Source organism: Iodobacter sp., from assembly GCF_025352645.1.
In the GTDB taxonomy this organism is placed as follows: domain Bacteria; phylum Pseudomonadota; class Gammaproteobacteria; order Burkholderiales; family Chitinibacteraceae; genus Iodobacter.
Map to the genome: position 1 here is coordinate 26,932 of NZ_JANXSO010000049.1, position 22,973 is coordinate 49,904.

Sequence of the window (22,973 nt, forward strand, 5' to 3'; positions counted from 1 at the left end):
GCCAAAGCAACACTGCAGTCCCCGCAGCTACCCGATATAAGATTGGCCGCTATTCTACCTGTGCTATTAAAATGAATAAACATAATGAATACAATTCCTGCAAGTAATTCTGCCCTTAGCTGCCTTTCGCGCATCCGAGTGGTGCTTTCGCATACCTCACACCCAGGCAATATTGGCTCCACAGCCCGCGCCATGAAAACCATGGGAATCAGCCAGCTATACCTGATCAACCCTAAGGAATTCCCATCAGAAACCGCCACCGCCTTAGCCAGCAATGCCGATGATGTACTTAATACCGCCATTGTAGTCAGCAGCATGGAAGAAGCCTTGGTTGGCACCACTTTGCAAATTGCCCTCACCGCCCGCCGCAGAGAGCTTGCGCATCCATTACAAACCCCTAGGCAGCTTGCGCCAGAAATTATCCAGAGTATTCAAGCGGGCCACGATATTGCACTGGTGTTTGGTACCGAGATGTCGGGCTTAACCATTGATGAAGTCTTGCTGTGTAACCGCATGGCAACGATTCCCACCAATCCAGATTACTCCAGCCTGAATTTGGCCCAAGCCGTGCAAGTGTTCGCTTATGAGATACACGCCACCTTGCTCGACGATGTATCCCACCTCGCTGAAGAGCGAGACAGTGCTACGCATGATGCGCTTGAGCATTTCTTTACCCATCTAGAAGAAACACTGACCACCATCGGCTTTTTAAAGCCAGACGCACCTAAGCGCCTGATGCCCAGAATGCGCCGCATGTTTACCCGCGCCAACCTAGAACGCGAAGAAGTTGATATCTTGCGTGGCTGGTTGCGCGCCACCACCACGATTGAGCGCTGGTTGAAGCCGCCGAAATAAGTTTGGTTATTAGTTACCGCTTTAATAAAAAACGGCTTTGAACTTGGATAGTTCAAAGCCGTTTTTTATTCTTTTCACTCATCAATTAACTCACCCCAATACCACACATCAGCTTACGTAAAATACGGATTTTCGTAAGAAATATCGGTGGCTACCCTGACAAAGCATAACGATCAAGCAGGCGACAGTCACAATGTTAAAACTAGCAGCTTTCCTTGCCTTAACCCTTCGGCACCAGTAACACGCAATTTGGTACCACTTACACTAATTGCTACTAGCCCCGCCCAACCATAGAAGGATTACATACCATGACAACTAAAATTAAATATTTAAGACTTGACGCAAACGCTATCAAGGCAAGATTCATCCAAGGAGAAGGCTCAGATATTATTAACTGGCTTACATCGCCTCAAACAAAAAACGAACTCGGCCTGCACTTTACGATACATGAAGATGATGACGTGACATTTACAAAAAACGCTGACAAGATACTCAGCGAGTATAATTCGCTTAAAAAAAGTAATTATTTTGAAATCACAAAGGAACAAATTAAAAATACACATATAAGCGATACACAGTCTTATGGCTTAGATCGCCCATTTCTCGTTTCATCAAACAGTTCATCAAACAGTTCATCAAACAGACCTTATATCAACCCAGTAACAATGGGGCAGAAGGAAATTACAGAGTTCCTTCAAAAGCTGTAAGTACACGCCGCAATGGCATGCGTTGACATTAAGCTACTAAGCTAGGTCACTCTATAATAAGCCACCGGCCTAGCCGCATCTGTACACCACTCGCTCCAAGAACCGGCATAGAGCCTCGCCCCACTTAATCCCGCCACTTCCAGCGCCAGTAAATTATGGCAGGCCGTTACGCCTGAGCCGCATTGTTGCACGGTATGGCTTGCATCCACTCCCGCGAGTAGCAACTGCCATTCGGTCTTAAGCACTGCAGCAGATTTAAAGCGGCCGTCTTCCTGCAAGTTATCTTGAAAAAAACGATTAATCGCGCCGGGGATATGCCCTCCCACAGGATCGAGCGTTTCGCCCTCCCCTTTAAAACGAGAAGGAGAACGAGCGTCCACCACGGTGAATAGCGGCAGTTTGATATTTGCCAGCACCTCTTCCACACCCACCATCAGCTCGGGGCGTAGCTCAGCAACAAATTTGGCAGCCTCTGGTTTTGGCAAGTATTTGTCCCATTCACCCTGCCATGCCGCCATTCCGCCATCTAAGACCTGCACCTGGTCGTGCCCCAGCCAACGCAGCAGCCACCATAATCTAGCGGCATACATTCCACCCTGCGCATCGTAAGCCACAATGTTACGGAAACGACTCGCACCAAGGCTTGCCAGTTTATCTGCCAGAACTTGCGGATCAGGCAAAGGGTGGCGGCCATTCTTGCCGGTTTTATGCCCAGAAAGATCATCATCCATATGCAGGAAATACGCGCCAGGCAAATGCCCCTCTGCATAGGCCGAGCGCCCCGCCTGCGGATTGCTCAAATCATGGCGACAATCAATCAGCAGCACATCGGCCAATTGTTCTTGTAATTGCGAAGCAGAAATAAGCGGGGACATCAGCAATCCTTGGGGTATTAATCAAAAAACAGGCCCGTACGGATACGGGCCTGCAAGGAAGAAACGTAAAACTTAGGTCTTAGGCAGTGTGACGCCACTTTGGCCTTGATACTTACCACCGCGATCACGGTAGGATGTTTCGCAGACATCATCCGCATCGGCCTCAAAGAACAAGACCTGCGCTACGCCTTCGTTGGCGTAAATTTTGGCAGGGAGCGGCGTGGTGTTAGAAAACTCCAGCGTCACATAGCCTTCCCACTCTGGCTCAAACGGCGTGACATTCACAATAATGCCGCAACGTGCGTAAGTGGATTTACCCAGACACACTGTTAAAGCGTTACGCGGAATGCGGAAATATTCCACGGTACGCGCTAAGGCGAAAGAATTTGGCGGAATAATACAATATCCCTTACCAGAAACATTCACAAAGCTGCCTTCATCAAAGTTTTTTGGATCAACAATCGTCGAGTTAATATTGGTAAAAACTTTGAATTCATCGGCGCAGCGAATATCGTAGCCATAGCTAGAAGTACCATAAGAAACAATACGTTCGCCGTTCACTTCTTTTACTTGCCCAGGCACAAATGGCTCGATCATGCCGTGCTCGCTTGCCATACGGCGAATCCACTTGTCAGATTTGATACTCATTGCTGTCACATCCTTATCACAATATTTGCCCTTATTGTAGCTGCCAAGCACCTATTAACGCATCTATAATCATTGCAACATGGAGATTCTTTGATGCAGACTCAAATATCGCAATGCCCAGAATTAAACTTACTCGCCACCAGTGAAAGCAAATTTGATACCGCAGCACTCAAAGGCCAAGCCTTTGTGCTGTATTTCTACCCCAAGGACAGCACCCCTGGCTGCACCACCGAAGGCGGAGATTTTCGCGATCACTTTGAGCAATTCCTAGCCGCAAACTGCCAAGTATTTGGCATCTCGCGCGACAGCATTAAAAGCCACGAAAACTTCAAAGCCAAACAAAGCTACCCATTTGAGCTGGTTTCTGACCCAGAAGAGACAGCTTGCCTTGCTTTTGATGTCATGAAGCAAAAGAAGATGTATGGTAAAGATGTAAGGGGAATTGAGCGCAGCACCTTTGTGATTAACGCAGAAGGTGCCATCGTAAAAGAATGGCGCGGCGTCAAAGTGCTAGGTCATGTTGTAGAAGTACTGACATTTGTAAAAACGCTGTAAACAACGCATGGCGGCTTAGACAACATCTCGTCTAAGCCTACAGACATCAAGTTAAGCCCAAAATAGCACGCATACTAAGCGGCACCCAATTATGACAAAAGCTTAAACCAGCATCTGCAATGTCTTACCTAAGCTGCCCTACAAACCTCAACAAGGAGCACCTACGCAGCCACTTAAAAATCAACATTCCCTTTCCAGAAACGCAGCCCTTTGATCTATGGAGTTCACCATGGCAACCCGCAAGCGCAAAGCACCGAGCATTACCAAGCTCTTCGTTCTGGATACCAATGTTTTAATGCACGATCCCACCTCTTTATATCGCTTTGAGGAACACGATCTTTTCTTGCCGATGATGACGCTAGAAGAGCTCGACAACAATAAAAAGGGCACTTCTGAAGTTGCCCGCAACGCTCGCCAAGCCAGTCGCTTTTTAGAAGAGCTGATTTCCGGCAAAGAGCTAGATCTACACAGCGGCGTATCCCTTGACACCGCCAGCAAGGGCCAAGCCGTCGGTCGGCTATTTATGCAAACCGAAGCCATCACTAGCGTGCTGCCCGCCCAACTCCCTATGGGCAAAGCCGACAATCAAATTCTAGGTGTTGTTCATCACCTGCAACAAATGCACACCCAACGCCAAGTGATTTTGGTTTCCAAAGACATCAATATGCGCATCAAGGCGCGCGCGATGGGATTGGCCGCTGAAGATTACTTTAACGATAAAGTATTAGAAGACACCGACCTGCTCTACACCGGCATGCGCGAAATCAACCAAAAGTTTTGGGAGCGTAATGGTAAAGACTTGCAAAGCTGGCAAGAAGGTGGACGTAGCTACTGGCGCATCAAAGGCCCAGACTGTGTGGATCTGCACGTTAATCAACTGCTCTTTCAAGCCGACGACACCCCGCTATCGGCCCGCGTGGTGAGCGTGGAAGGCAAATCGGCGCTGATCGAAAGCTTAAAAGATTATAGCCACCACAAAAACGCCATTTGGGGCATTGTGGCTAGAAACCGCGAGCAAAATTTTGCGCTTAATCTGCTGATGAATCCCGACGTCGATTTTGTCTCCTTACTTGGGCAAGCGGGCACGGGCAAAACACTACTGACTTTGGCAGCCAGCCTTGCGCAAACGCTGGAATCTAAAATCTACAGCGAAATCATCATGACCCGCGTCACGGTTCCGGTTGGGGAGGACATCGGCTTTCTGCCCGGCACGGAAGAAGAAAAAATGATGCCGTGGATGGGCGCACTAGAAGACAACCTTGATGTGCTCAACCAATCTGATGCCGAAGCAGGCGATTGGGGCCGCGCCGCTACGCGGGATTTGATTCGCTCACGCATTAAGGTGAAATCACTCAACTTTATGCGTGGCCGCACTTTCCTCAAAAAATTCTTAATTATCGACGAGGCGCAAAACTTAACCCCCAAGCAAATGAAAACCCTCATCACCCGCGCCGGCCCCGGCACCAAGGTGGTGTGCTTGGGTAATATCAGCCAGATCGACACGCCCTACCTTACAGAAGGCAGCTCTGGCCTGACCTATGTGGTGGATCGCTTTAAGATGTGGGAGCACTCAGGGCACATCACCCTGACACGGGGCGAGAGATCCAGATTGGCAGATTACGCAGCGGAAGCTTTATAAACCTCAAAGGCCAGCATTTGCTGGCCTTTTTACTATATTTATATCGTCATTAAACCCGCTATCGCCACAAGGAGACTTTCATGAAATTGCATTACAATATTGCATCACCTTATTCTCAAAAGGTATTAATCGCTTTTTATGAGAAAGGCATCGAATTTACTCCCACTATTATAGACTTATCTAATAAAGAGGAACATTTAGCCTATAAAAAGCTATATCCGCTTGGAAAAATACCCCTCCTTACTGGTGACAACGAGTTATTTGTGCCGGAATCCGGCATTATTATTGAATACCTAGAAAACGAATTCTCAGGGCAAGGCACTCAGCTTATTCCTAGAGAAAAAACTGCAGCGCGTCGTACCCATCTTAGGGAGCGGATGATTGATCTTTATGTTACCGATCAAATATTGATTCTTTATTTTGATTCCATCAAGCCACAAAATCAGCAAAACCCACAGGCAGTCGCCAAAGCGCACGATACTTTGTCCATTTTATTTACCTCTATGGACAAAGACTTTGCCAGTTTCACTTACGCAGCCAGCAATGATTTCTCTATTGTAGATTGTGCGCTCTTTGGGGCTCTATTTTACGCACAGCAATTACACCCATTCACAGAGCACGCCGATATCACTGCGTATTTCGCGCGATTAATGCAAAGAGATAGTGTCAAAAAAGTATTAACTGAATTAATGCCTGCTTTGCATGCAATGCAACAGAAATAAAAAAACCTAGAATTAAATCATTAAACCTGATTATGTCTCTTGCTCACATTGATTATAAATATCGCAGGGCGAGTGCAGCCCAATCCTATCAACTTAAGGGCAATGTTTTAATTGTTACACGGGCTTCAACTTGGATTGCACTATTGCAAGCATGTTAAAACATCGTAGGGTGGGCGCGTTCTTTGCCCACGCCGCGTATCCGCGTGGGCAAGATAAACCACCTTGCCCACCCTACATATTGCTTAAATCTTAAGTTAATAGGATTGGGTTTTACTCGCCCTACAAAAACAGAGTGCGGCTGTAAAAAATTTATTTACATAAGCGCTATTGAGTAGAGGGCATAATCAGATTATTAAATATAGATATACATGCTTAGCTTGCTGCTGCGCTTATGCAGCCCAATATCCTTTTTTGGAAGGATTGGGCCGCATTAAAACAGCTAAGTAAGCTGCATAATCTTACTGAAATGCTACTTCTGCAAAGCTGCGCAGTTTACGGCTATGCAGCTGCCCTTCGCCCTGATCGCGCAGCAACTCCATCGCCCGAATACCAATTCGTAAATGCTGATCGACTCGTTCGCGGTAGAAGTGATTGGCCATACCGGGAAGTTTGATTTCGCCATGCAGCGGTTTATCGCTCACGCACAGCAAAGTGCCATAAGGCACGCGGAATCTGAAGCCGTTGGCGGCGATGGTGGCGCTTTCCATATCTAGCGCAATGGCACGGCTTTGGCTAAAGCGTCTTTGCGGGCGATTGTCAGGAAGTAGCTCCCAGTTGCGGTTATCGGTACTTGCCACGGTACCGGTGCGCATAATGCGTTTGAGTTCGGCTCCTTTCATTTCGGTGATTTGCGATACGGCGGCCTCCAGTGCGAGCTGGATTTCTGCCAAGGCAGGCACCGGCACCCAAAGTGGTAAATCTTCGTCGAGCACATGATCTTCACGAACATAGCCGTGCGCCAAAACGTAATCGCCCATTTGCTGCGAATTACGCAGGCCCGCGCAATGGCCCAGCATAATCCACGCATGAGGGCGCAAGACGGCGATATGGTCGGTAATGGTTTTGGCATTCGCTGGCCCTACGCCGATATTCACCATGCTGATCCCCGCGTTATCTGCACGGATCAAATGGTAACCAGGCATTTGCGGTAGGCGTGGTGGCTCTGCCCCTAGGGCATCAGCGGCTTGGGCTAACTCCCCCACACGGCGAGTCACCACATTACCCGGCTCTACAAAAGCGAGGTATTCACTCGCTGGGTCTTGCATGCTTTCACGCCCAAGCCGCACAAATTCGTCGATATAAAACTGGTAATTGGTAAACAGCACGAAGTTTTGAAAATGCTCTGGCACGGTGCCAGTGTAATGACGCAAACGGTGCAAGGAGTAATCCACCCTTGCTGCGGTAAATAGCGAAAGCGGCTCTGGCTCTCCGGGCTTGGGCTCATAGGTGCCATTGGCAATACCGTCATCCATCGCGGATAAGTCAGGAAGATCAAACATATCGCGCATTAATTGGCGGCGTTCAATACTGAGCGTACCTTCAATATGGTCATGTTCGGCAAAAGAAAAATGCACGGGGATGGGCTGGGTACTGATACCCACTTCTAGCTCATCACGATGGCTTTGCAGCAACAAAGTAAACTGCTCTAAATAATATTTTTCGTATAAATCTGGGCGAGTCAGCGTGGTTTCAAAGCTACCTGGCCCCGCCACAAAGCCATAGCTCAGGTGCGCTTCGCTGCCATTTAAGCGTGTAGCTGTATCGGTTTGAATTCGGACAAAAGGGTAATAAGCGCGCACATGGCCAGGTAAAGTTTCCCCAGCAACAAAACGCTGCATGGCATCGCGCAAATGCGCCACGCTGCGATCATAAATCAAGCGAACTTGGGCTAAGGCTTGCGCGGGATCAGTGTGGCGAGTTGGGGCAATAAATTCAGGCAGATAAGGCATACGTCGACGGCTCATTGGGGCGTCTCCAGCTTTTTTTCATTGGAATACAAATAGAAGGAAAACTTTCTAGCAGGTCTATTCTACTTTTAAATAGATTACGGTTATCTTATTTTACTAAACTGTAAACAATCGTAGGGGCAGCTGCTTGCTGCACCCTAGCTGTTATGCGCCATCTATTCGTGCTTTTTGTATTTTTAGTGGGCGGCGTATTTTTTAATCTTGCTGCGTAACATCCGTGATGCAAAGTAAAGCTTTCGCCCATAAAAAAACCGGACAATGGCCCGGTTTTTTTGGCAAAAGAAGGCAATTAAGCGGCCAAGTCCTGCGCTTGGATGGCAGTTAATGCAATGGTAAACACAATATCATCCACCAATGCGCCGCGTGATAGATCATTCACCGGTTTACGCAAGCCTTGCAGCATTGGGCCAACGCTCACTACATGGGCGCTGCGCTGCACGGCTTTATACGTGGTATTGCCGGTGTTTAGATCAGGGAAGACAAACACGGTAGCCTTACCCGCGACTGCACTGCTAGGTGCTTTTTGTGCGGCAACTTCAGCAACCGAAGCGGCGTCGTATTGCAAAGGGCCATCCAGAACTAGATCTGGGTACAGACTATGCGCAAGCGCGGTGGCTTCGCGTACTTTATCCACATCAGCACCGGCACCGGAGATCCCCGTGCTGTAGCTAATCATTGCCACCTTAGGATCTACGCCAAAAGCACGGGCGCTATCGGCGCTTTGCTTAGCGATTTCTGCCAGCTGAGTTGCATTTGGATTTGGGTTAATCGCGCAATCGCCATAAACCAAAACCTGCTCTGGCATCAGCATAAAGAACACTGACGACACAATAGACGAGCCTGGTGCCGTTTTAATCAGCTGCAAGGCTGGGCGCACGGTGCTGGCTGTGGTGTGGATCGCCCCAGACACCAAACCATCTACCTTATTTACCGCCAACATCATGGTTCCCAATACCACGGTGTCTTCAAGTTGTTGCAAGGCTTGTCCTTCGGTTAAGCCCTTACTCTTACGCAGCTCTACCATCGGTGCTACATACTCAGCCCGAACAACATCTGGATCAAGAATTTCTAAGCTAGCAGGCAATGAAACACCTTGTGCCGCAGCAATGGCTTCGATCGTGGCACGCTTGCCTAGCAATACGCAGTGGGCAATGCCTTTTTCTTCACAAATAATCGCGGCGCGAATGGTGCGTGGCTCTTCGCCCTCGGGTAAGACTACGGTTTTACGTGAAGAACGCGCTTTTTGAATCAGCTGATAGCGGAAAGCCGGTGGCGACATACGTGTTGATGGCGGCACTTTCACCGCATTCATTAACATGGCCATATCAATTTGCTCGGCTACGGCATCCAGCACCAAATTCATGCGCTCGCTATCATCTTCTGCTACGGCAGGAGGCAATTGCGTGATGCGAATCGCGGTATTAAAGCTGTCGCTATCGGTACGCAAGACAGGAATCCCGCTATTTAAAGCCTGACGGGCTAATTCCAAGATGCGCTCGTCTGGCTTACTGGAATGCGTTAGCAGTAAGCCCGCCAACTGCACACCTTTACTGGCGGCCAGTGCGGTTGCCAGCATCACGTCGTCCCTATCCCCTGCGCTAATCACTAGCGCACCCGCTTTTAGGCGCTCGATCACTTCGGGGACTGAACGTGCAGCAATCACCGTTTCTAATACACGGCGGTTTGCAATATCGCCTTCAATCAAGATTTCCGCATTTAAATGCCGAGCAATATCTAAGGTGCGCGGAGCCATTAATACTGCGTCGTACTTAATGACGCCCCATAGCGCAATCCCATCTAGCTCATATTGAACAGAGGCCGCATCAAAGTTTTCAGCGGCTTTATTAAAGATTACCCCCGCCACTTTGCAACCTTCGTTTTTGAGCTGGCTAGCCGCAAGGCGAGATTCTGCCACCGCGCCAACGGCACGGGCATTGGCGACTAAGATGACTTCGGCTTGTAAGCTACGGGCAACTTCATTATTTAGGCGGGCAGTAAATGCATTGCTTGGATCTAAGTGCATGCCTTCAACCACCAGTACATCCACATCGTGGGCCGCCCCCATGCAAAGGCTAACAATATCTTCGAGTAATTCATCATTTTGCCCCGCCGAAACACGCGCAATCACTTGAGCAATGGAGAGCGAGTGCGGGCATTCAATTTGACAAATTTGCGCGGCAAAATGAGTGGAGCGCTCAATGCCGTGGTGTTCTTGTGACACCGGTTTAACAAAGCCTACTTTTAAGCCTTGATGTTGTAAGGCGCGAACTACGCCTAAAGAGACCGAAGTAAGGCCAACATTTTGCCTTGTAGGTGCCACAAAAAAGGTTTGCATAATTTAATCCTAAGCTCGCCGCAAGCTGGGTTACGGCTAAAAAACAGTAGTTTGTATGACAAACAGGCAAAGCGCCTGTAAAGGCCGTCAATGTAGAACAAAGTGCCGCTTTTAGGTCGGCAACTTTCACACCTCGCGCAGCAACTTTGTTCCAAGTCATAAAAAAACACGATCATTAGCCGCTCTAGACGTAAATACTCACTAAATACCAATTCTATAGCGTAGTTTACAAAGCACAGTATGGACTTTTCAGCGCAGGGGCAAATGCAAGAGATAAAGGAGAGCGCGTGCAAAACTTATAAAAACATAGCCCAAAACGACCCAACCCAAGGCCAAAATAACTGAGATCAATTCCCTACCTGTTTTAGGAGCCGTTGACAATTAGTTCGCGGCGGCACTGGCTGCGGTTTTGAAACGAAACAAAGCAATAGCCCCTGACGATTGCTTAAGTAGGGCTGTCGCCCTGCTTTATATCAAAGAATCGTTTAGAATCACCTTGCTGCCATGCAGCCGCAGCAGTCAAACGTTTTCCATCCATCACCTTAGGTGAGTTTTATGACGGTTATTGTCGTTTTTAATCAAAAAGGTGGCGTAGGCAAAACCACGGTGACGGCCAATTTAGCGGCAGCTATCGCAAAAAATGGTGTGGAACCACTCGTTATTGATTTAGACCCACAAGCTCACCTCACCTCGCTCTATGGCATTAAGCCTAAGAGTAGCCAGAGTATTTACCGGTTTTTTCAGGGCGCAAGCACCCTTTCAGATTTAATCATCCCCAGAGACGATGGCATTAACTTTGTGCCATCGCACCTAGAGCTAGGTAAAGTAGATGCGCAGCTTACACGGCACAAAGATCACGTTTGGCGGCTAAAGCTAGCGCTGACCGCCGAGATGCTCTCAGGCTTTGGCCTGCCCATTATTATTGATTGCACCCCTACCCTTGGCGTGTTGTCGTTTTCGGCAATGTTTGCTGCAGATATTATTCTGGCTCCCGTAGCGGCGGAATACCTAGCCCTGAACGGAGCAATGCAACTGGCACAGACCTTAAAGGGATTAGAAAAATTCCAAGCCCGTAAACCCCGGCGCTATTTAATTAACCGCTACACCCCAGGGCAAATTACCGCCGAAACCGTAGCGGGTCAGCTGACTAAGCATTTTCCTGGTGAAGTGCTTAAAACGCGGATTCGGGAGCAAGAAGCGCTATCGGCGGCCGTGGGTAGCGGATCAAATATTTTTGATTTTGCCCCAAGCTCTGGTGCTGCAGCTGACTTTACTTTTTTGCTTGATGAACTCATCGAAAGTAACTTAATTTCGCTTTCGCTGGATCTACCGTTCGAGTAAGATTTAATCTTAAATACATCTAGATGGTTCACGCTTTAAAACAGGCGTTCTACCCAATTTAAGCAGCATATTTGCTTAAGCTAAACAAACGCAGGACTACGCAGCAATACTCCGGCAAAAATCTTACAGCTCTGTTAATATTTGCCCCCATATTACGTCACTTGTTTTACCTTATTACCCTGCACTCTGGAATCAACGTCTTATGTTTAACGCCGTACCGCTTTCTGAACAACTGCAGCAATACTTCGGTTTTAGCCAATTTCGTCATGGACAGCGTGAAGTTGTTGAAGCATTGGTTAATGGGCATTCGGCGATGGCCATTTTTCCGACAGGATCAGGAAAATCACTGTGTTATCAACTGGCGGCTTTACAAATGCCGCATCTTACTTTGGTGATTTCTCCTCTTTTGGCCTTAATGCGCGATCAACTGGCGTTTTTACACAGTAAGGGTATTCGTGCCGCTGCCATTGATTCCAGCCAAAGCCGCGAAGAAACCCAGCAAGTGATGCAAGATGTACAGCAGGGCGAGCTAAAAATTTTAATGGTTTCGGTCGAGCGTTTAAAAAATGAGCGTTTTCGCCGCTTTATCAGCCAAGTATCTGTTTCATTACTGGTGATTGACGAAGCCCACTGCATTTCGGAATGGGGGCATAATTTCCGCCCTGATTACCTAAAGCTGCCTGATTACAAAAAAGAACTCAATATCCCGCAAGCCCTGCTGCTCACCGCCACCGCCACCCCAGCGGTTATCCAAGACATGGCCAGCAAATTTGCTATTAGCGCCGAGCACATTACGGTAACGGGCTTTTACCGCAGCAATTTGCACTTACATATCCGCCCCGTAGACAGCACCCAAAAAGATTCAACCCTGATCCATCTACTCGGCAAAACGCCTAACGCCCCCTGTGTGGTGTATGTAACGCAGCAGCAAACCGCTGAAACCGTGGCGAATAAATTGCAGGTAGCCGGCATTCACGCTACGGCTTATCACGCGGGCTTAGATAACCTAGTGCGCCAGCAGATTCAAGATGATTTTATGCAAGGCAAATCACAAGTGATTGTGGCAACGATTGCCTTTGGAATGGGGATTGATAAAAGCGATATTCGCCAAGTGATCCATTACGATTTACCCAAATCAGTAGAAAACTATAGCCAAGAAATTGGCCGCGCTGGGCGTGATGGCGAAAAATCGCTCTGCACATTATTAGGCAGCCAAGATGGGCTTAATCTGCTGCAAAACTTTGTTTATGGTGATACGCCAGAGCAAGCATCCATTGCCAAAGTATTACAAAATATTGTGGATGAAACGGCCAATGGCCAATGGGAAATGACATTGTTTAATTTGTCATCCCAAAGCAATATCCGCCAATTGCCTTTAAAAACCTTGCTGGTGTATTTAAATATGCAAGGCAAGATTAAGCCGCTCTATAGCTATTACAGCGAATACCGCTTTGTCTTGCAAATGAGCGAAGCCGATTTACTGGGTCATTTTAATAGCGATCGGCGCGAGTTTATTGCCACCTTGCTCAAGCATTCTAAATTAGCTAGAACATGGTATAGCTTTGATTTTATATCTTTTTTAAATGAGTTTCCCGAGCAGCGCCAACGCGCCGTAGCCGCGCTAGAATATCTAGACGAAGCGGGTTTTTTGCGCTTAGAAACCAAACAAATGACCGATGTTTTTCAGGTATTAAATCCCATTGATCCGGCACAATTATCCTTAAGCCTATATCAGCAATTTAGCCAAAAAGAGCATAACGAGCTTAATCGGCTCAGCCAAATGCTGGACTTATTTGAAAGCCCCGAATGCCTAAGCCATACGCTGGCCAAATACTTTGGCGATAACGCCGCCCCAGCTCAATGCGGCCATTGCAGCGTATGCCACGGCAAGCCCGCCACCCTACCCCTTGCTCCTGAGTTGGTTGAGCTTGAGCGCTTAGATTTAAACGCCATGTGCCAAGACCTGGTAAATAAAGCAGGCAAGCCACTGAGCGCACATCTACTCAGCTGTTTTTTATGCGGCATTACCCTACCCCACCTCACCAAATATCGCGCCAGCAAAATGACTTATTTTGGCAAATTAGCGGATTACCCGTTTGCTGAGGTGAGGGCTACATTGTTATTGGAAGCCATCTTGCCTAGTGATAACAGTAGTGCCGCTTAAGTTGTGGAAATCTCCCCTAAAGTAAGCTGCTATTCTCAAGCGATCACCTACTCGTAGATCGCAAGCCTCGCCATTGCGGCGTAGAATGTGCTGTTTTTTGCGCATTTTTGAGATTCCTATGGCCAAACTTTACTTTCGCTACTCCGCCATGAATGCGGGAAAATCTACCGCCATGCTGCAAGTTGCGCATAATTATGAAGAGCGCAATATGCAAATTGCCCTCTTTACCGCAGCCATTGATGATAGACACAGCGTGGGCACCGTGGCATCGCGGCTGGGGGTGACGCGCTCTGCTGAGATTTTTAGCGTGGATACAGACTTTAGCCAGCTGTTTGCCGATAGATCAGTGGCCTGCATTTTGATTGATGAGGCGCAGTTTTTAAGCCCAGAGCAGGTTAAGCAGCTACATATCTTGGCTCACCAAAAGAATTTACCCGTGATTTGCTATGGCCTACGCGCTGATTTCTTAGGTATGCCCTTCCCCGGCTCCGCCTATTTGCTAGCACTGGCTGATGATTTAGAAGAGATGAAAACAATTTGCTTGTGCGGCAAAAAAGCCACTATGAATGCCAGATTCAATGCTGCAGGCTTGCGTGAAGTATCCGGTGAGCAAATTGTGATCGGCGGCAATTCTCGCTACCTAGCCATGTGCGCCAAATGCTATTACGCGGCGAAAACAACTTAAAACACCTAATGATAAAAGCCTTAGGGGCGCTGCTCAATATCGGATGCAGCAAGCAGCACTCCTACCACGCCTTTGTTTTCGTGATTGGCAAATCGTAGCGTTAGCTTTATGTAAGTCACTTAACCTACATTGTTTTACTTACTCCGTATTTTAAATGCCGATAAAAATCAACACGATAACAATTATCATTACTATATTTATGACAATTTTATAGATAAGCCGCTATCATCGCCCCCCGTTTTGCTCCTCGCGTTTTAAAACCCCCATGACGATTTCCAAACGACTGATTTTACTGATCACGCTAGCGCTTACATCTTCTTTACTAATTGCCACCATTGCTTGGCAGCAATTAAATTATGCGAATGAATCGCTACAAAGAATGGCTGAGCAAAATATCCCTGCCATCCATACCTTAAATAAAATTAGTCTGGCATTTAAAGAGCGCCGTGTGCAGCTGTACCAGCACATTATGGCAAAGGATCTTGCAAGCAAAAAAACACATGAGCCAAAGATTATGGCTTTAAACCAAGATATTGAAGACGCAGCTCGTCTGCTTAATACTAGCCAGCTCAGCAGCAGCACCGGCGAGCTGAGTGCAGCGCTTGCAGCTTACACACCTGTATTTACGGAAGTACTCAAGCTCTCGCAAGAAAATAATGAAGATGAGGCTCAAGCCTATGTTCAAGCCTTTGGCACAACCGTAGGAATGCGGGTAAATGCCGCCTTAAAAAACCTTGCTGACGCCAATACTCGCGCCATTAATCAAGAGCGTGAGCAGTTTAATGCTGAGCAGCAGCAGGCTAAGTGGGTGTTTCTTAGCATTGTGCTCATGAGCTGCTTAATGCTGCTGAGCTTAGGCACGTATATTTACACCCAAATCCGTAAGCCTTTACAAAGCACAGTAAGCACGATGCAAAGCATTGCCGACCATATGAATTTATCGCTGCGTATTCCGCAAACCAGCCGCGATGAAATTGGCCAAATGGTGCAAACCATTAATCAAGTCTTGGCCCAGATACAAAGCTCGTTTCAGCAAATTAAGCAAAGTAGCTTAGATGTAAACCAAGCGGCAGGAGGCTTGGCGCAAATGGCGGAGCAGCAGGCAGGCAATGCAGAGGCCGCCAGCGAAACCGCTTCTTCTATGGCAGCAACCGTTGAAGAAGTCAGCAGCAGCATTCACTTAATCGCCGAGCGCAGCCAAGAAACGCATCAACTTAGCCAAGCCGCATTTAGCCAAGCCGAACAAGGCATCGCCGTAATTGACAACACCGTAGAGCAAATTTACGGCATTGCTGCTCAGGTTGATGAAGCCTCCCGTGAGCTGGGTGAGCTACAAGAGCGCAATAAAGAAATCCAAAGTATGGTGCAAATCATTAAGGAAATTGCCGATCAAACCAGCTTACTGGCGCTGAACGCCGCCATTGAAGCCGCCCGCGCAGGCGAAGAAGGCCGTGGCTTTGCCGTGGTGGCCGATGAGGTGCGTAAGCTTGCCGAGCGAACCACCCGCTCTACCCAGCAAATTGTAGCCTCGGTGGACCGTATTCATCAGGGAGCAAACCGTGCAGCGGAGCGTATGTTGGATGTGGTTGGCCGTGTGGATCAAGGTGTTTCTATGGTTGGGGAAGCGGGCAAATCTATGCGCGAAATCCGCAAGGCATCGCAAAATGTAGCGGCGCAAGTCAGTGATATTTCTTTAGCTATTCGTGAGCAAAGCACTGCCAGCCACGCCATGGCCATGCAGGTTGAGCGCACCGCTAGCATGGCCGAAGAAGCCCACGCCGCCGCAAGGCATGAAGCAGATTCGGCCAAGCAATTACGTCAGCTAGCCGATGCAATGCAGAGCGAAGTAAATCGTTACCAGCTCAGCTAAGTAAGACTTTCCCTGATTATGTCTCTTACTCAAATAAAGCCATATATTACATGTAGGGCAATGAGCAAGAGGCATACTCAGGAGACTTTTTAGAGCGGCTGCACTCCGCCTTAAAAAACGCAAGCCATGATGATGAACACCTAGATCAGTATGTATCAGCAGCAGTTGCTCCTCTTTCCCATGTCATGCCAATATTCACACCAAATGCAACTGACTTGCACAAGAGGGCAATAAATTGCTATTGTTCGCCTTGATGCTGCAATGATGCACAATAAAAATCGGAGATGGGCGTGAAAGGTTTATTTGAAATGGCCGCATGGCAGCGCGTACTGTGTGTGCTGCCTTTATTACTGCTGCTATGGGCACTGACCGATTGGGCCATGCAAGCATGATTGAAGTACATCACCTCACCCTCTGCTACCGCGATAGAACCGCGGTGCATGCATTATCTGGCCGGTTTGAAACCGGCAGCCACACTGCCGTGGTTGGCCCAAATGGTGCTGGAAAATCCACCTTATTAGCCGCTTTGGCAGGGATTAAATCGGCCGATCAAGGCCATGTACATACCCATGGTAAGCTGGCTTTTTTAGCCCAGCTTTCCACCCTAGACAAGCAATTTCCATTAATGGTGAGAGAGCTGGCTTTAGCGGGCGCTTGGTCTAGGCGTGGCGCGTGGCGTGGCCTCTCGAAGCAAGACCGCTTGCAGGCCGATGCCGCTCTAGATCGCGTGGGCTTAAGCGATTTTGCTAATGCCCCGATTAGTAATTTATCCGGTGGCCAGCTACAACGCGCCCGCTTTGCACGGCTGATTGTTGAAGATGCTGATGTGCTATTGCTGGACGAGCCTTTTGCCAATGTGGATAGCACCACGGTGGATAAGCTTTTAGAAGTACAAGACGATTGGCATCGGCAAGGAAAAACCCAAATCACCGTCTTGCATGATATCTCGCAAGTGCGCGCTCACTATCCGCAAACCCTGCTGTTGGCGCAATCGGCGATTGCCTGGGGTAATACCACAGACGTACTCACGAATGAATTACTTGCCGAGGCAAACCGCCGTGCCCAACACTGGCGCAATGATGCTGCATGGTGTGAGGTATGCGAATAATGGCTCAATATGAAATTGTTAGCGCGCTGACAGAGTTTGCTTTTATGCGCCGCGCACTGGTCGGCAGCATGGCGCTAGCGATAGGCTGCGCACCGGTTGGCATTTTGCTGCTCTTGCGACGGATGTCTTTATTTGGCGATGCCCTATCGCACGCCGTATTGCCAGGGGCAGCCATCGGCTTTTTGCTTGGCGGCTTAACCCTGCCTTGGCTGGCGGGTGGCGGATTAGTGGCAGGTTTGCTAGTGGCTTTAGCCGCCAGCGTGGCCGCCAGAAAAACCCGTTTAAATGAAGACGCTAGCTTTGCTGGGTTTTATTTACTGGCGCTAGCCATTGGCGTGCTGATTGTTTCTAAATGGGGCAGTAGCGTTGATTTGATTCATCTTTTATTTGGCTCGGTACTGGCCATTGATGATCCATCCTTACTGATTGTAAGTAGCGTAGCCACCATCACCCTGCTATGGCTGGCGATTGAATACCGCGGCATTGTGCTGGAATGCGCCGATTCAGGCTTTATTGCCGCCACCAGCGGTAATGGCATGCGTTTTCATATTGGCTTTATGGTGATTGCCGTGCTTAATTTTGTGGCGGCTTTTCAGGCCATGGGAACGCTGATGGCCGTGGGGCTCATGATGTTACCTGCCGCCACCGCTCGGCTATGGGTAGAAAGGCTTTCCATGCTGTTTGTGCTGTCTTGGGCGATTGCCTTGTTTGCCTGTGTGGCAGGGTTGATTGCCTCTTACCAGTGGGATCTGCCATCCGGCCCTGCCATTGTGCTGATGGCAGGCGGGCTGTACTGCTTATCGCTGCTGCTTGCGCCTTTTGGCTTATTTGTGCGGCGCAAATCGCGCCACCACGCGATTTAAACCTTAAACCCCCACTTACTTTTCAGGATTTAATTATGCGCAAACATTTACTCGCCCTGCTGCTGGTCGTCAGCAGCGTCGCCCAAGCCGCGCCACTTAAAGTGGCCGCTAGCTTTAGTGTGCTGGCTAATTTAGTACAGGAAATCGGCGGTAGCCGAGTTGAAGTCAGCAGCTTAGTTGGCATGGATGAAGACGCCCACATCTGGCAAGCAAGGCCTGCAGACCTAAAAAAATTATCCGCTACCTCCTTATTTTTTGTAAATGGGCTGGGTTTTGAAGGTTGGTTAAAACGTGTAGAGCAAGCCTCTGCCTATAAAGGCCAAGTAATTACCGTCAGCAAAAACATCAAGCCAAGGCAAATGGCAGAAGCAGGCCACGAAAGCCATAACCACGGCCACACCGACCCACATGCCTGGCATGACCCACAGGCCGTGCTGCTGATGGTAGAAGAAATCAAGCTAGCGTTAACAAAAGCCGACCCAGCAGGTGCAGATCAGTACGCACAAAACGCTACCCGCTTTAAAGGACAGATTGCAGAGTTAGATCAAAAAACCAGCGCCGCTTTTGCTGCTATTCCAGCCGCCAACAGAAAACTGGTGACTTCGCACGATGCGCTGGGTTATCTAGGTGCACGTTATCAGCTGCAATTACTGCCACTACAAAGTATTTCTACTGAAGCCGAGCCAAGCGCCCGCCAGATGGCCGCACTGATCCGCGAGATTCGCAAAAACAATATCCGTGCAGTGTTTGCAGAAAACATCAGTAACCCAAAGCTAATTATGCAAATTGCCAGCGAAACCCAAGCCAAAGTTGGCCCGCCTCTCTATACCGATGCTTTATCAAAAAAAGCGCCCAGCTGGCTGGCCATGTTTAGCCATAATACGCAGGCTATTTTGGATGCTTTAAAGTAAGCGGCTGGCCACTCTATGCAAATCCGCAAAGCTATCCCCCCCCTTGCCGCCTTACTCGCTATTGCTGGGCTGATTGGCTCTTTAGCCTATAACGCTGATGAGCCACTTACCAGCTGGCAATTGCTGGCTAAGGTTAAAGTCAGCCCAGGCTTATTTGGAGATGCTGAAACGACATTTGACCCTGGCATTAAAGCGCTGGATCAAAAAGAAATGAGCATGGCGGGGTATATGTTCCCGCTGCAGGCAGGTAGCAGCGTGCGGCGCTTTATTTTATCGGCCAAGCCGCCCACCTGCTCCACCTGCATGCCGGGCGGCAGCGAAGCCATGGTATTGGTGAATAGCCCGCAGCCGATTAAAGTCAGCACCGAGCGTATGCACATTAAGGGGCAGTTCAAAATCGCACAGGAAATGGGGCTATTTTATCGGCTGGATATGCCCATTAAAGTGGTGCAATGAGTACGCACCCAATTAACGCGTTGTAGATAACAAAATGCACGGATCTTCTCCTGGGGTGCAACCCGCGTTTTTTAGCATCGATCAAAGGTTGCTCCCGCCCTACAAGCTTGGCTTAAGTTGATAGGATTCACCCTAGGTGGCTAAGACAGAGCAATTTGCTTATACATCCTTGCGTTTTCTATCCACTGCCCGTGCACTTCGCTGGATAAGCTGTAATCCACCTTAAAGCCGTGAGATTTAAAAAACGGTTGGCCGCTGATACTAATAAAACAAGATATTTCAGGCAACTTTAGCTCAAACGCTAGATCTTCCAAATGCCTTAGCAAGACCTTACCCACCCCTTTGCCTTGCCACTCACCATGCACAAAGAAATGGTTCATTAGGCCACTTTGTTGTAAATCTGCATAAGCCACCAGTTGGCCTTTGCATTCCACAATGCGGGGGTTTAATAGTTCCAGTAGCTTGAGCCAACGCCCCCGATCAAACCTTTGGGGAGCCCAGCCATCAAGCTGGCTGGCTGTGTAATCATTCTGGCAAGCCTGATGAATACTGGTGTAATACAAATCATGAAGCTCAGCCGCATCTTCGGGCCGATAACGGCGAATATGTAAATAAGACATAGGCTCTCTCCTGCTTCAGTATATGCACACCCTCTTGCAAAGCCCAGCCAGTAAAAATCAAATAACATTTATATATAAAAATTTAATATTCCAAATGATTCTGGTAGGTGGCGGTGAAGCTGGTTGGTGTTTTCCAATTAAGTTATCGCTAGCCCCCGAGTTCGCATACGCGCTACACCTTACAACATCTAATTTTGTTCATAATTACACCGTATAATTTATGAAATATTTGACCAGAAAAAGCAAAGCTTCATGTAATATGCAAAAATTACTGTAAGCCCTTGGTTTATTATGGCCTTTGATCTACTTGCCTCTTTCGCCGCCGCTTTCAATCAAGATCAGCGCCTTATTTCTCTTCAACTGGGTGATGGTGCCGCGTGGGTCGAGCAGCTTCTGCCGCAGCGAGTAATGGGCAACGAGGGGATCAACCAAGCTTATCACTACCAGATAGATTGCCTATCGCCTGATGGCGCTTTAGAACTCAAATCGCTATTGGGCTTGCCGGTAGTATTGGCGATTGCAAATGCTCTTGGCGACAAGATTGAGCGCTGCGGGGTGATTAGCAAAGTGCAATTATTGGGCTCTGATGGGGGCTTCGCTAAATATGCGCTCACAATAGAATCGCCATTTGCTCTGCTTAGATATCGCCGTACTTCTCGCGTGTTTCAAGACATCAGCGTGCCTGATATCGTCAAACAAGTTTTAGCCGAGCACCAAGATCAAAACCCCGTGTTTGCCTCTGTGCAAGCTCTAGAGTTCAAGCTATCGGGCGATCATTTACCACGCTCCTACTGCCTGCAGTACCGAGAATCGGACTTTGATTTCTTAGTGCGATTAATGTTTGAGGAAGGACTTTCATTCCGCTTTGAGCATTTGCCAGGCGATTCGCCACAGGTGCAGCTAACTGTATTTGACGACGCTTACGCCTTACCAGAAGCGACAGAGCGACAGGTGCGCTTCCATAGAGCCTCCGCCACGGAAGAATCAGATTCGCTTACAACATGGCGAACTCAGCGCCAGATTGGCAGCAGCTCTGTTTCTTTAGCCAGTTTCGATTACAAAGCAAGCAGTACCATAAATAGTGCCGAGGATAGCGCCGTAGATCAGGGGCATGGTGGGCAGCAGATTCAGGCTAGCCTTGAAGATTACGACCCACAGGGCTTGTATTACGCCTCAGATTCAGAAGGCTTAAGCCGCTATGCTCAGCTGCGCCAACAAGCCTCAGACGCTAAAAAGAAATCCTTTACAGGGTCTGGCACGCTGCGCTCTTTACAAGCCGGACAGTGGTTCCAGCTAGAAGATCACCCCGCGCATGAATGGGACAGTGCAGAGCAAAGGGAATTTGCGATTACGGGGCTTACGTTCACCGCAAACAACAACCTGCCAGCAGATTTAAGCCAGCAGCTACTGATGGTTGCCCCCAGTTTACTAGCAGTTTCAGACGTAAAGGACGCAGATGCACCCCCTCCTTATCAAGTCGATTTTACCGCCCAAAGGCGCGGCCAGCCGCTCACTGCTGCTTTTGCTCATGAAGCGCTGAGCAAACCTCAAAGCCGTGGCTTGCAAACCGCCACCGTAGTTGGCCCTGCCGGTTCAGAAGTGCATACCGATGAGCAAGGCCGGATTAAGGTGCAATTTCACTGGCAACGCGCCGCTGAGCATCCCGATTTTGGCGCAAATCTGGACGATAAATCATCCTGCTGGATTCGTGTCGCCGCGCCATCTGCCGGTGCGGGCTGGGGACATCAATTTATCCCACGTATCGGCCAAGAAGTAACGGTGAGTTTTATAGAGGGTGATATCGATCGCCCGATTGTAACTGGCACTGTGTATAACGGCAGCCATTCAGTCCCAACCTTCAGCGGCGCTGGTGCATTGCCCGCCAATAAAACGCTATCGGGTATCAAAACAAAAGAGCATGAAGGTGGCCAATACGGCGAGCTGCTGTTTGATGATACCAAGGGTGAAGTTCGCACCAAACTATCTAGTGAGCATGGCAAAACCCAGCTTAATCTTGGCTACTTAATCCAGCCAAGGACTGATGGCAAAGGCGATCCCCGCGGCGAAGGCTTTGAGCTGCGCACCGATATGCAAGGTGCAATTCGCGCCAATGGTTTACTCATTAGCACCGAAGCCAAAAGCGGTGCAAGCGGCAAACAGCTAGACCGCAGTCCAGCCCAAAGCCAGCTTGAATCTGCATTTTCACTCGCCCAAAGCCTAGGCGAAACCGCTACCAACCAGCTTGCCGATACCGTAGAAACCGGCGACGAGGGCAAAACCGTTGAGGCCGATAATAGCGCCGGCAGCAAAGCCAGCACCGGCCATCTGTATCACCACGTACACGCCAGCAAAAGCCTTGAAGCGGGCAGCAATACCGATAAAGACGGCAAGAGCAAATCCAAAGATCAGGCTGGCCAGCAAAAAATTATATTGCTGCACGGCGAAGATGGCGTGGCTATCACCAGCCCACAAAGCCAGACCATCTCCGCCGGTACCAACCTTGATCTGGTCGCGCAGCGCGATACCAATCAAACCTCTGGCCGCCGCTGGATACACAACGTAGGCCAACATATCAGCCTGTTTGTAGCTGGGGTAAAAGATAAAGTTGCGTTAAAACTGATCGCTGCCAAAGGCAAAATCCAGTTGCAAGCG

19 protein-coding genes are annotated in these 22,973 nt (G+C 48.8%); 14 read left to right on the forward strand and 5 right to left on the reverse strand.

All coding sequences use genetic code 11. The annotated features are described in order from the left end of the window. Positions 1-84: 84 nt before the first annotated feature. A complete protein-coding gene (locus Q0R17_RS06765) occupies positions 85-855 on the forward strand; it encodes an RNA methyltransferase (RefSeq protein WP_293933275.1) in 771 nt (256 codons plus the stop codon). Between the two features lie 308 nt (positions 856-1,163). Next, positions 1,164-1,562 (forward strand): hypothetical protein, encoded by a 399-nt coding sequence (locus tag Q0R17_RS06770; RefSeq protein WP_293933276.1) that lies wholly within the window; start codon positions 1,164-1,166, stop codon positions 1,560-1,562. Between the two features lie 41 nt (positions 1,563-1,603). On the opposite strand, the gene Q0R17_RS06775 is transcribed toward Q0R17_RS06770, so the two are convergent. Both Q0R17_RS06775 and dcd read right to left on the reverse strand, forming a co-directional pair. Continuing rightward, positions 1,604-2,437 carry a sulfurtransferase gene (locus Q0R17_RS06775; protein ID WP_293933277.1) on the reverse strand — a complete coding sequence of 278 codons (834 nt, stop codon included), beginning with the start codon at positions 2,435-2,437 and terminating at the stop codon, positions 1,604-1,606. Positions 2,438-2,509: 72 nt separating this feature from the next. After that, a complete protein-coding gene (gene dcd, locus Q0R17_RS06780; RefSeq protein ID WP_046350061.1) occupies positions 2,510-3,085 on the reverse strand; it encodes a dCTP deaminase in 576 nt (191 codons plus the stop codon). A gap of 93 nt (positions 3,086-3,178) precedes the next feature. On the opposite strand from dcd, the gene Q0R17_RS06785 reads away from it, so the two are divergent. The 3 genes from Q0R17_RS06785 to Q0R17_RS06795 all read left to right on the forward strand — a co-directional run bounded on the left by Q0R17_RS06785 (position 3,179) and on the right by Q0R17_RS06795 (position 6,001). Beyond that, the gene (locus tag Q0R17_RS06785) at positions 3,179-3,640 is read left to right on the forward strand and encodes a peroxiredoxin (protein WP_293933280.1); all 462 of its coding nucleotides are present in this window, start codon (positions 3,179-3,181) and stop codon (positions 3,638-3,640) included. A 229-nt stretch (positions 3,641-3,869) separates the two neighbouring features. Then, complete coding sequence (locus Q0R17_RS06790; protein WP_293933282.1) at positions 3,870-5,279, forward strand: PhoH family protein; 1,410 nt, start codon at positions 3,870-3,872, stop codon at positions 5,277-5,279. Positions 5,280-5,359: 80 nt separating this feature from the next. Then, complete coding sequence (locus tag Q0R17_RS06795; protein ID WP_293933284.1) at positions 5,360-6,001, forward strand: glutathione S-transferase family protein; 642 nt, start codon at positions 5,360-5,362, stop codon at positions 5,999-6,001. A 458-nt stretch (positions 6,002-6,459) separates the two neighbouring features. On the opposite strand, the gene Q0R17_RS06800 is transcribed toward Q0R17_RS06795, so the two are convergent. Both Q0R17_RS06800 and pta read right to left on the reverse strand, forming a co-directional pair. Then, positions 6,460-7,965 (reverse strand): AMP nucleosidase, encoded by a 1,506-nt coding sequence (locus Q0R17_RS06800; RefSeq protein ID WP_293933286.1) that lies wholly within the window; start codon positions 7,963-7,965, stop codon positions 6,460-6,462. Positions 7,966-8,257: 292 nt separating this feature from the next. After that, positions 8,258-10,303: a phosphate acetyltransferase gene (gene pta / locus Q0R17_RS06805; protein ID WP_293933288.1), complete on the reverse strand. Its 2,046-nt coding sequence runs from the start codon at positions 10,301-10,303 to the stop codon at positions 8,258-8,260. A gap of 555 nt (positions 10,304-10,858) precedes the next feature. Here pta and Q0R17_RS06810 point away from each other — a divergent pair. The 8 genes from Q0R17_RS06810 (at position 10,859) to Q0R17_RS06845 (ending at position 19,701) form a co-directional block, all read left to right on the forward strand. After that, complete coding sequence (locus tag Q0R17_RS06810) at positions 10,859-11,644, forward strand: ParA family protein (protein ID WP_293933290.1); 786 nt, start codon at positions 10,859-10,861, stop codon at positions 11,642-11,644. Positions 11,645-11,846: 202 nt separating this feature from the next. Then, complete coding sequence (locus tag Q0R17_RS06815; protein WP_293933292.1) at positions 11,847-13,808, forward strand: ATP-dependent DNA helicase RecQ; 1,962 nt, start codon at positions 11,847-11,849, stop codon at positions 13,806-13,808. Between the two features lie 118 nt (positions 13,809-13,926). Next, the gene (locus Q0R17_RS06820; protein ID WP_293933294.1) at positions 13,927-14,493 is read left to right on the forward strand and encodes a thymidine kinase; all 567 of its coding nucleotides are present in this window, start codon (positions 13,927-13,929) and stop codon (positions 14,491-14,493) included. Positions 14,494-14,758: 265 nt separating this feature from the next. Next, complete coding sequence (locus tag Q0R17_RS06825) at positions 14,759-16,363, forward strand: methyl-accepting chemotaxis protein (protein WP_293933296.1); 1,605 nt, start codon at positions 14,759-14,761, stop codon at positions 16,361-16,363. Positions 16,364-16,751: 388 nt separating this feature from the next. Next, positions 16,752-17,471, forward strand: a complete 720-nt coding sequence (locus Q0R17_RS06830) for a metal ABC transporter ATP-binding protein (protein WP_293933298.1) — start codon at positions 16,752-16,754, stop codon at positions 17,469-17,471. Continuing rightward, the gene (locus tag Q0R17_RS06835; RefSeq protein ID WP_293933299.1) at positions 17,471-18,334 is read left to right on the forward strand and encodes a metal ABC transporter permease; all 864 of its coding nucleotides are present in this window, start codon (positions 17,471-17,473) and stop codon (positions 18,332-18,334) included. Before Q0R17_RS06830 ends, Q0R17_RS06835 begins: the two co-directional genes overlap by 1 nt. A 35-nt stretch (positions 18,335-18,369) precedes the next feature. Beyond that, complete coding sequence (locus Q0R17_RS06840; RefSeq protein WP_293933301.1) at positions 18,370-19,245, forward strand: metal ABC transporter solute-binding protein, Zn/Mn family; 876 nt, start codon at positions 18,370-18,372, stop codon at positions 19,243-19,245. 15 nt (positions 19,246-19,260) lie between these two features. Continuing rightward, positions 19,261-19,701: a hypothetical protein gene (locus tag Q0R17_RS06845; RefSeq protein ID WP_293933303.1), complete on the forward strand. Its 441-nt coding sequence runs from the start codon at positions 19,261-19,263 to the stop codon at positions 19,699-19,701. Positions 19,702-19,841: 140 nt separating this feature from the next. On the opposite strand, the gene Q0R17_RS06850 is transcribed toward Q0R17_RS06845, so the two are convergent. Further along, positions 19,842-20,321, reverse strand: a complete 480-nt coding sequence (locus Q0R17_RS06850) for a GNAT family N-acetyltransferase (protein ID WP_293933305.1) — start codon at positions 20,319-20,321, stop codon at positions 19,842-19,844. Positions 20,322-20,612: 291 nt separating this feature from the next. Between Q0R17_RS06850 and Q0R17_RS06855 the strand changes: the two genes are divergently transcribed. After that, positions 20,613-22,973: type VI secretion system Vgr family protein (locus Q0R17_RS06855; protein WP_293933306.1), on the forward strand; the 2,361-nt coding region annotated here is incomplete at its 3' end.

What these genes read in the sequence shown, in the direction of transcription:
- Q0R17_RS06845 (WP_293933303.1), top strand. Translation starts at nt 19,261, where the DNA reads ATGCAAATCCGCAAAGCTATCCCCCCCCTTGCCGCCTTACTCGCTATT.
- Q0R17_RS06800 (WP_293933286.1), bottom strand. Translation starts at nt 7,965, where the DNA reads ATGAGCCGTCGACGTATGCCTTATCTGCCTGAATTTATTGCCCCAACT.
- Q0R17_RS06785 (WP_293933280.1), top strand. Translation starts at nt 3,179, where the DNA reads ATGCAGACTCAAATATCGCAATGCCCAGAATTAAACTTACTCGCCACC.
- Q0R17_RS06795 (WP_293933284.1), top strand. Translation starts at nt 5,360, where the DNA reads ATGAAATTGCATTACAATATTGCATCACCTTATTCTCAAAAGGTATTA.
- Q0R17_RS06790 (WP_293933282.1), top strand. Translation starts at nt 3,870, where the DNA reads ATGGCAACCCGCAAGCGCAAAGCACCGAGCATTACCAAGCTCTTCGTT.
- Q0R17_RS06835 (WP_293933299.1), top strand. Translation starts at nt 17,471, where the DNA reads ATGGCTCAATATGAAATTGTTAGCGCGCTGACAGAGTTTGCTTTTATG.
- dcd (WP_046350061.1), bottom strand. Translation starts at nt 3,085, where the DNA reads ATGAGTATCAAATCTGACAAGTGGATTCGCCGTATGGCAAGCGAGCAC.
- Q0R17_RS06770 (WP_293933276.1), top strand. Translation starts at nt 1,164, where the DNA reads ATGACAACTAAAATTAAATATTTAAGACTTGACGCAAACGCTATCAAG.
- Q0R17_RS06815 (WP_293933292.1), top strand. Translation starts at nt 11,847, where the DNA reads ATGTTTAACGCCGTACCGCTTTCTGAACAACTGCAGCAATACTTCGGT.
- Q0R17_RS06810 (WP_293933290.1), top strand. Translation starts at nt 10,859, where the DNA reads ATGACGGTTATTGTCGTTTTTAATCAAAAAGGTGGCGTAGGCAAAACC.
- Q0R17_RS06765 (WP_293933275.1), top strand. Translation starts at nt 85, where the DNA reads ATGAATACAATTCCTGCAAGTAATTCTGCCCTTAGCTGCCTTTCGCGC.
- Q0R17_RS06850 (WP_293933305.1), bottom strand. Translation starts at nt 20,321, where the DNA reads ATGTCTTATTTACATATTCGCCGTTATCGGCCCGAAGATGCGGCTGAG.
- pta (WP_293933288.1), bottom strand. Translation starts at nt 10,303, where the DNA reads ATGCAAACCTTTTTTGTGGCACCTACAAGGCAAAATGTTGGCCTTACT.
- Q0R17_RS06825 (WP_293933296.1), top strand. Translation starts at nt 14,759, where the DNA reads ATGACGATTTCCAAACGACTGATTTTACTGATCACGCTAGCGCTTACA.
- Q0R17_RS06775 (WP_293933277.1), bottom strand. Translation starts at nt 2,437, where the DNA reads ATGTCCCCGCTTATTTCTGCTTCGCAATTACAAGAACAATTGGCCGAT.
- Q0R17_RS06830 (WP_293933298.1), top strand. Translation starts at nt 16,752, where the DNA reads ATGATTGAAGTACATCACCTCACCCTCTGCTACCGCGATAGAACCGCG.
- Q0R17_RS06840 (WP_293933301.1), top strand. Translation starts at nt 18,370, where the DNA reads ATGCGCAAACATTTACTCGCCCTGCTGCTGGTCGTCAGCAGCGTCGCC.
- Q0R17_RS06820 (WP_293933294.1), top strand. Translation starts at nt 13,927, where the DNA reads ATGGCCAAACTTTACTTTCGCTACTCCGCCATGAATGCGGGAAAATCT.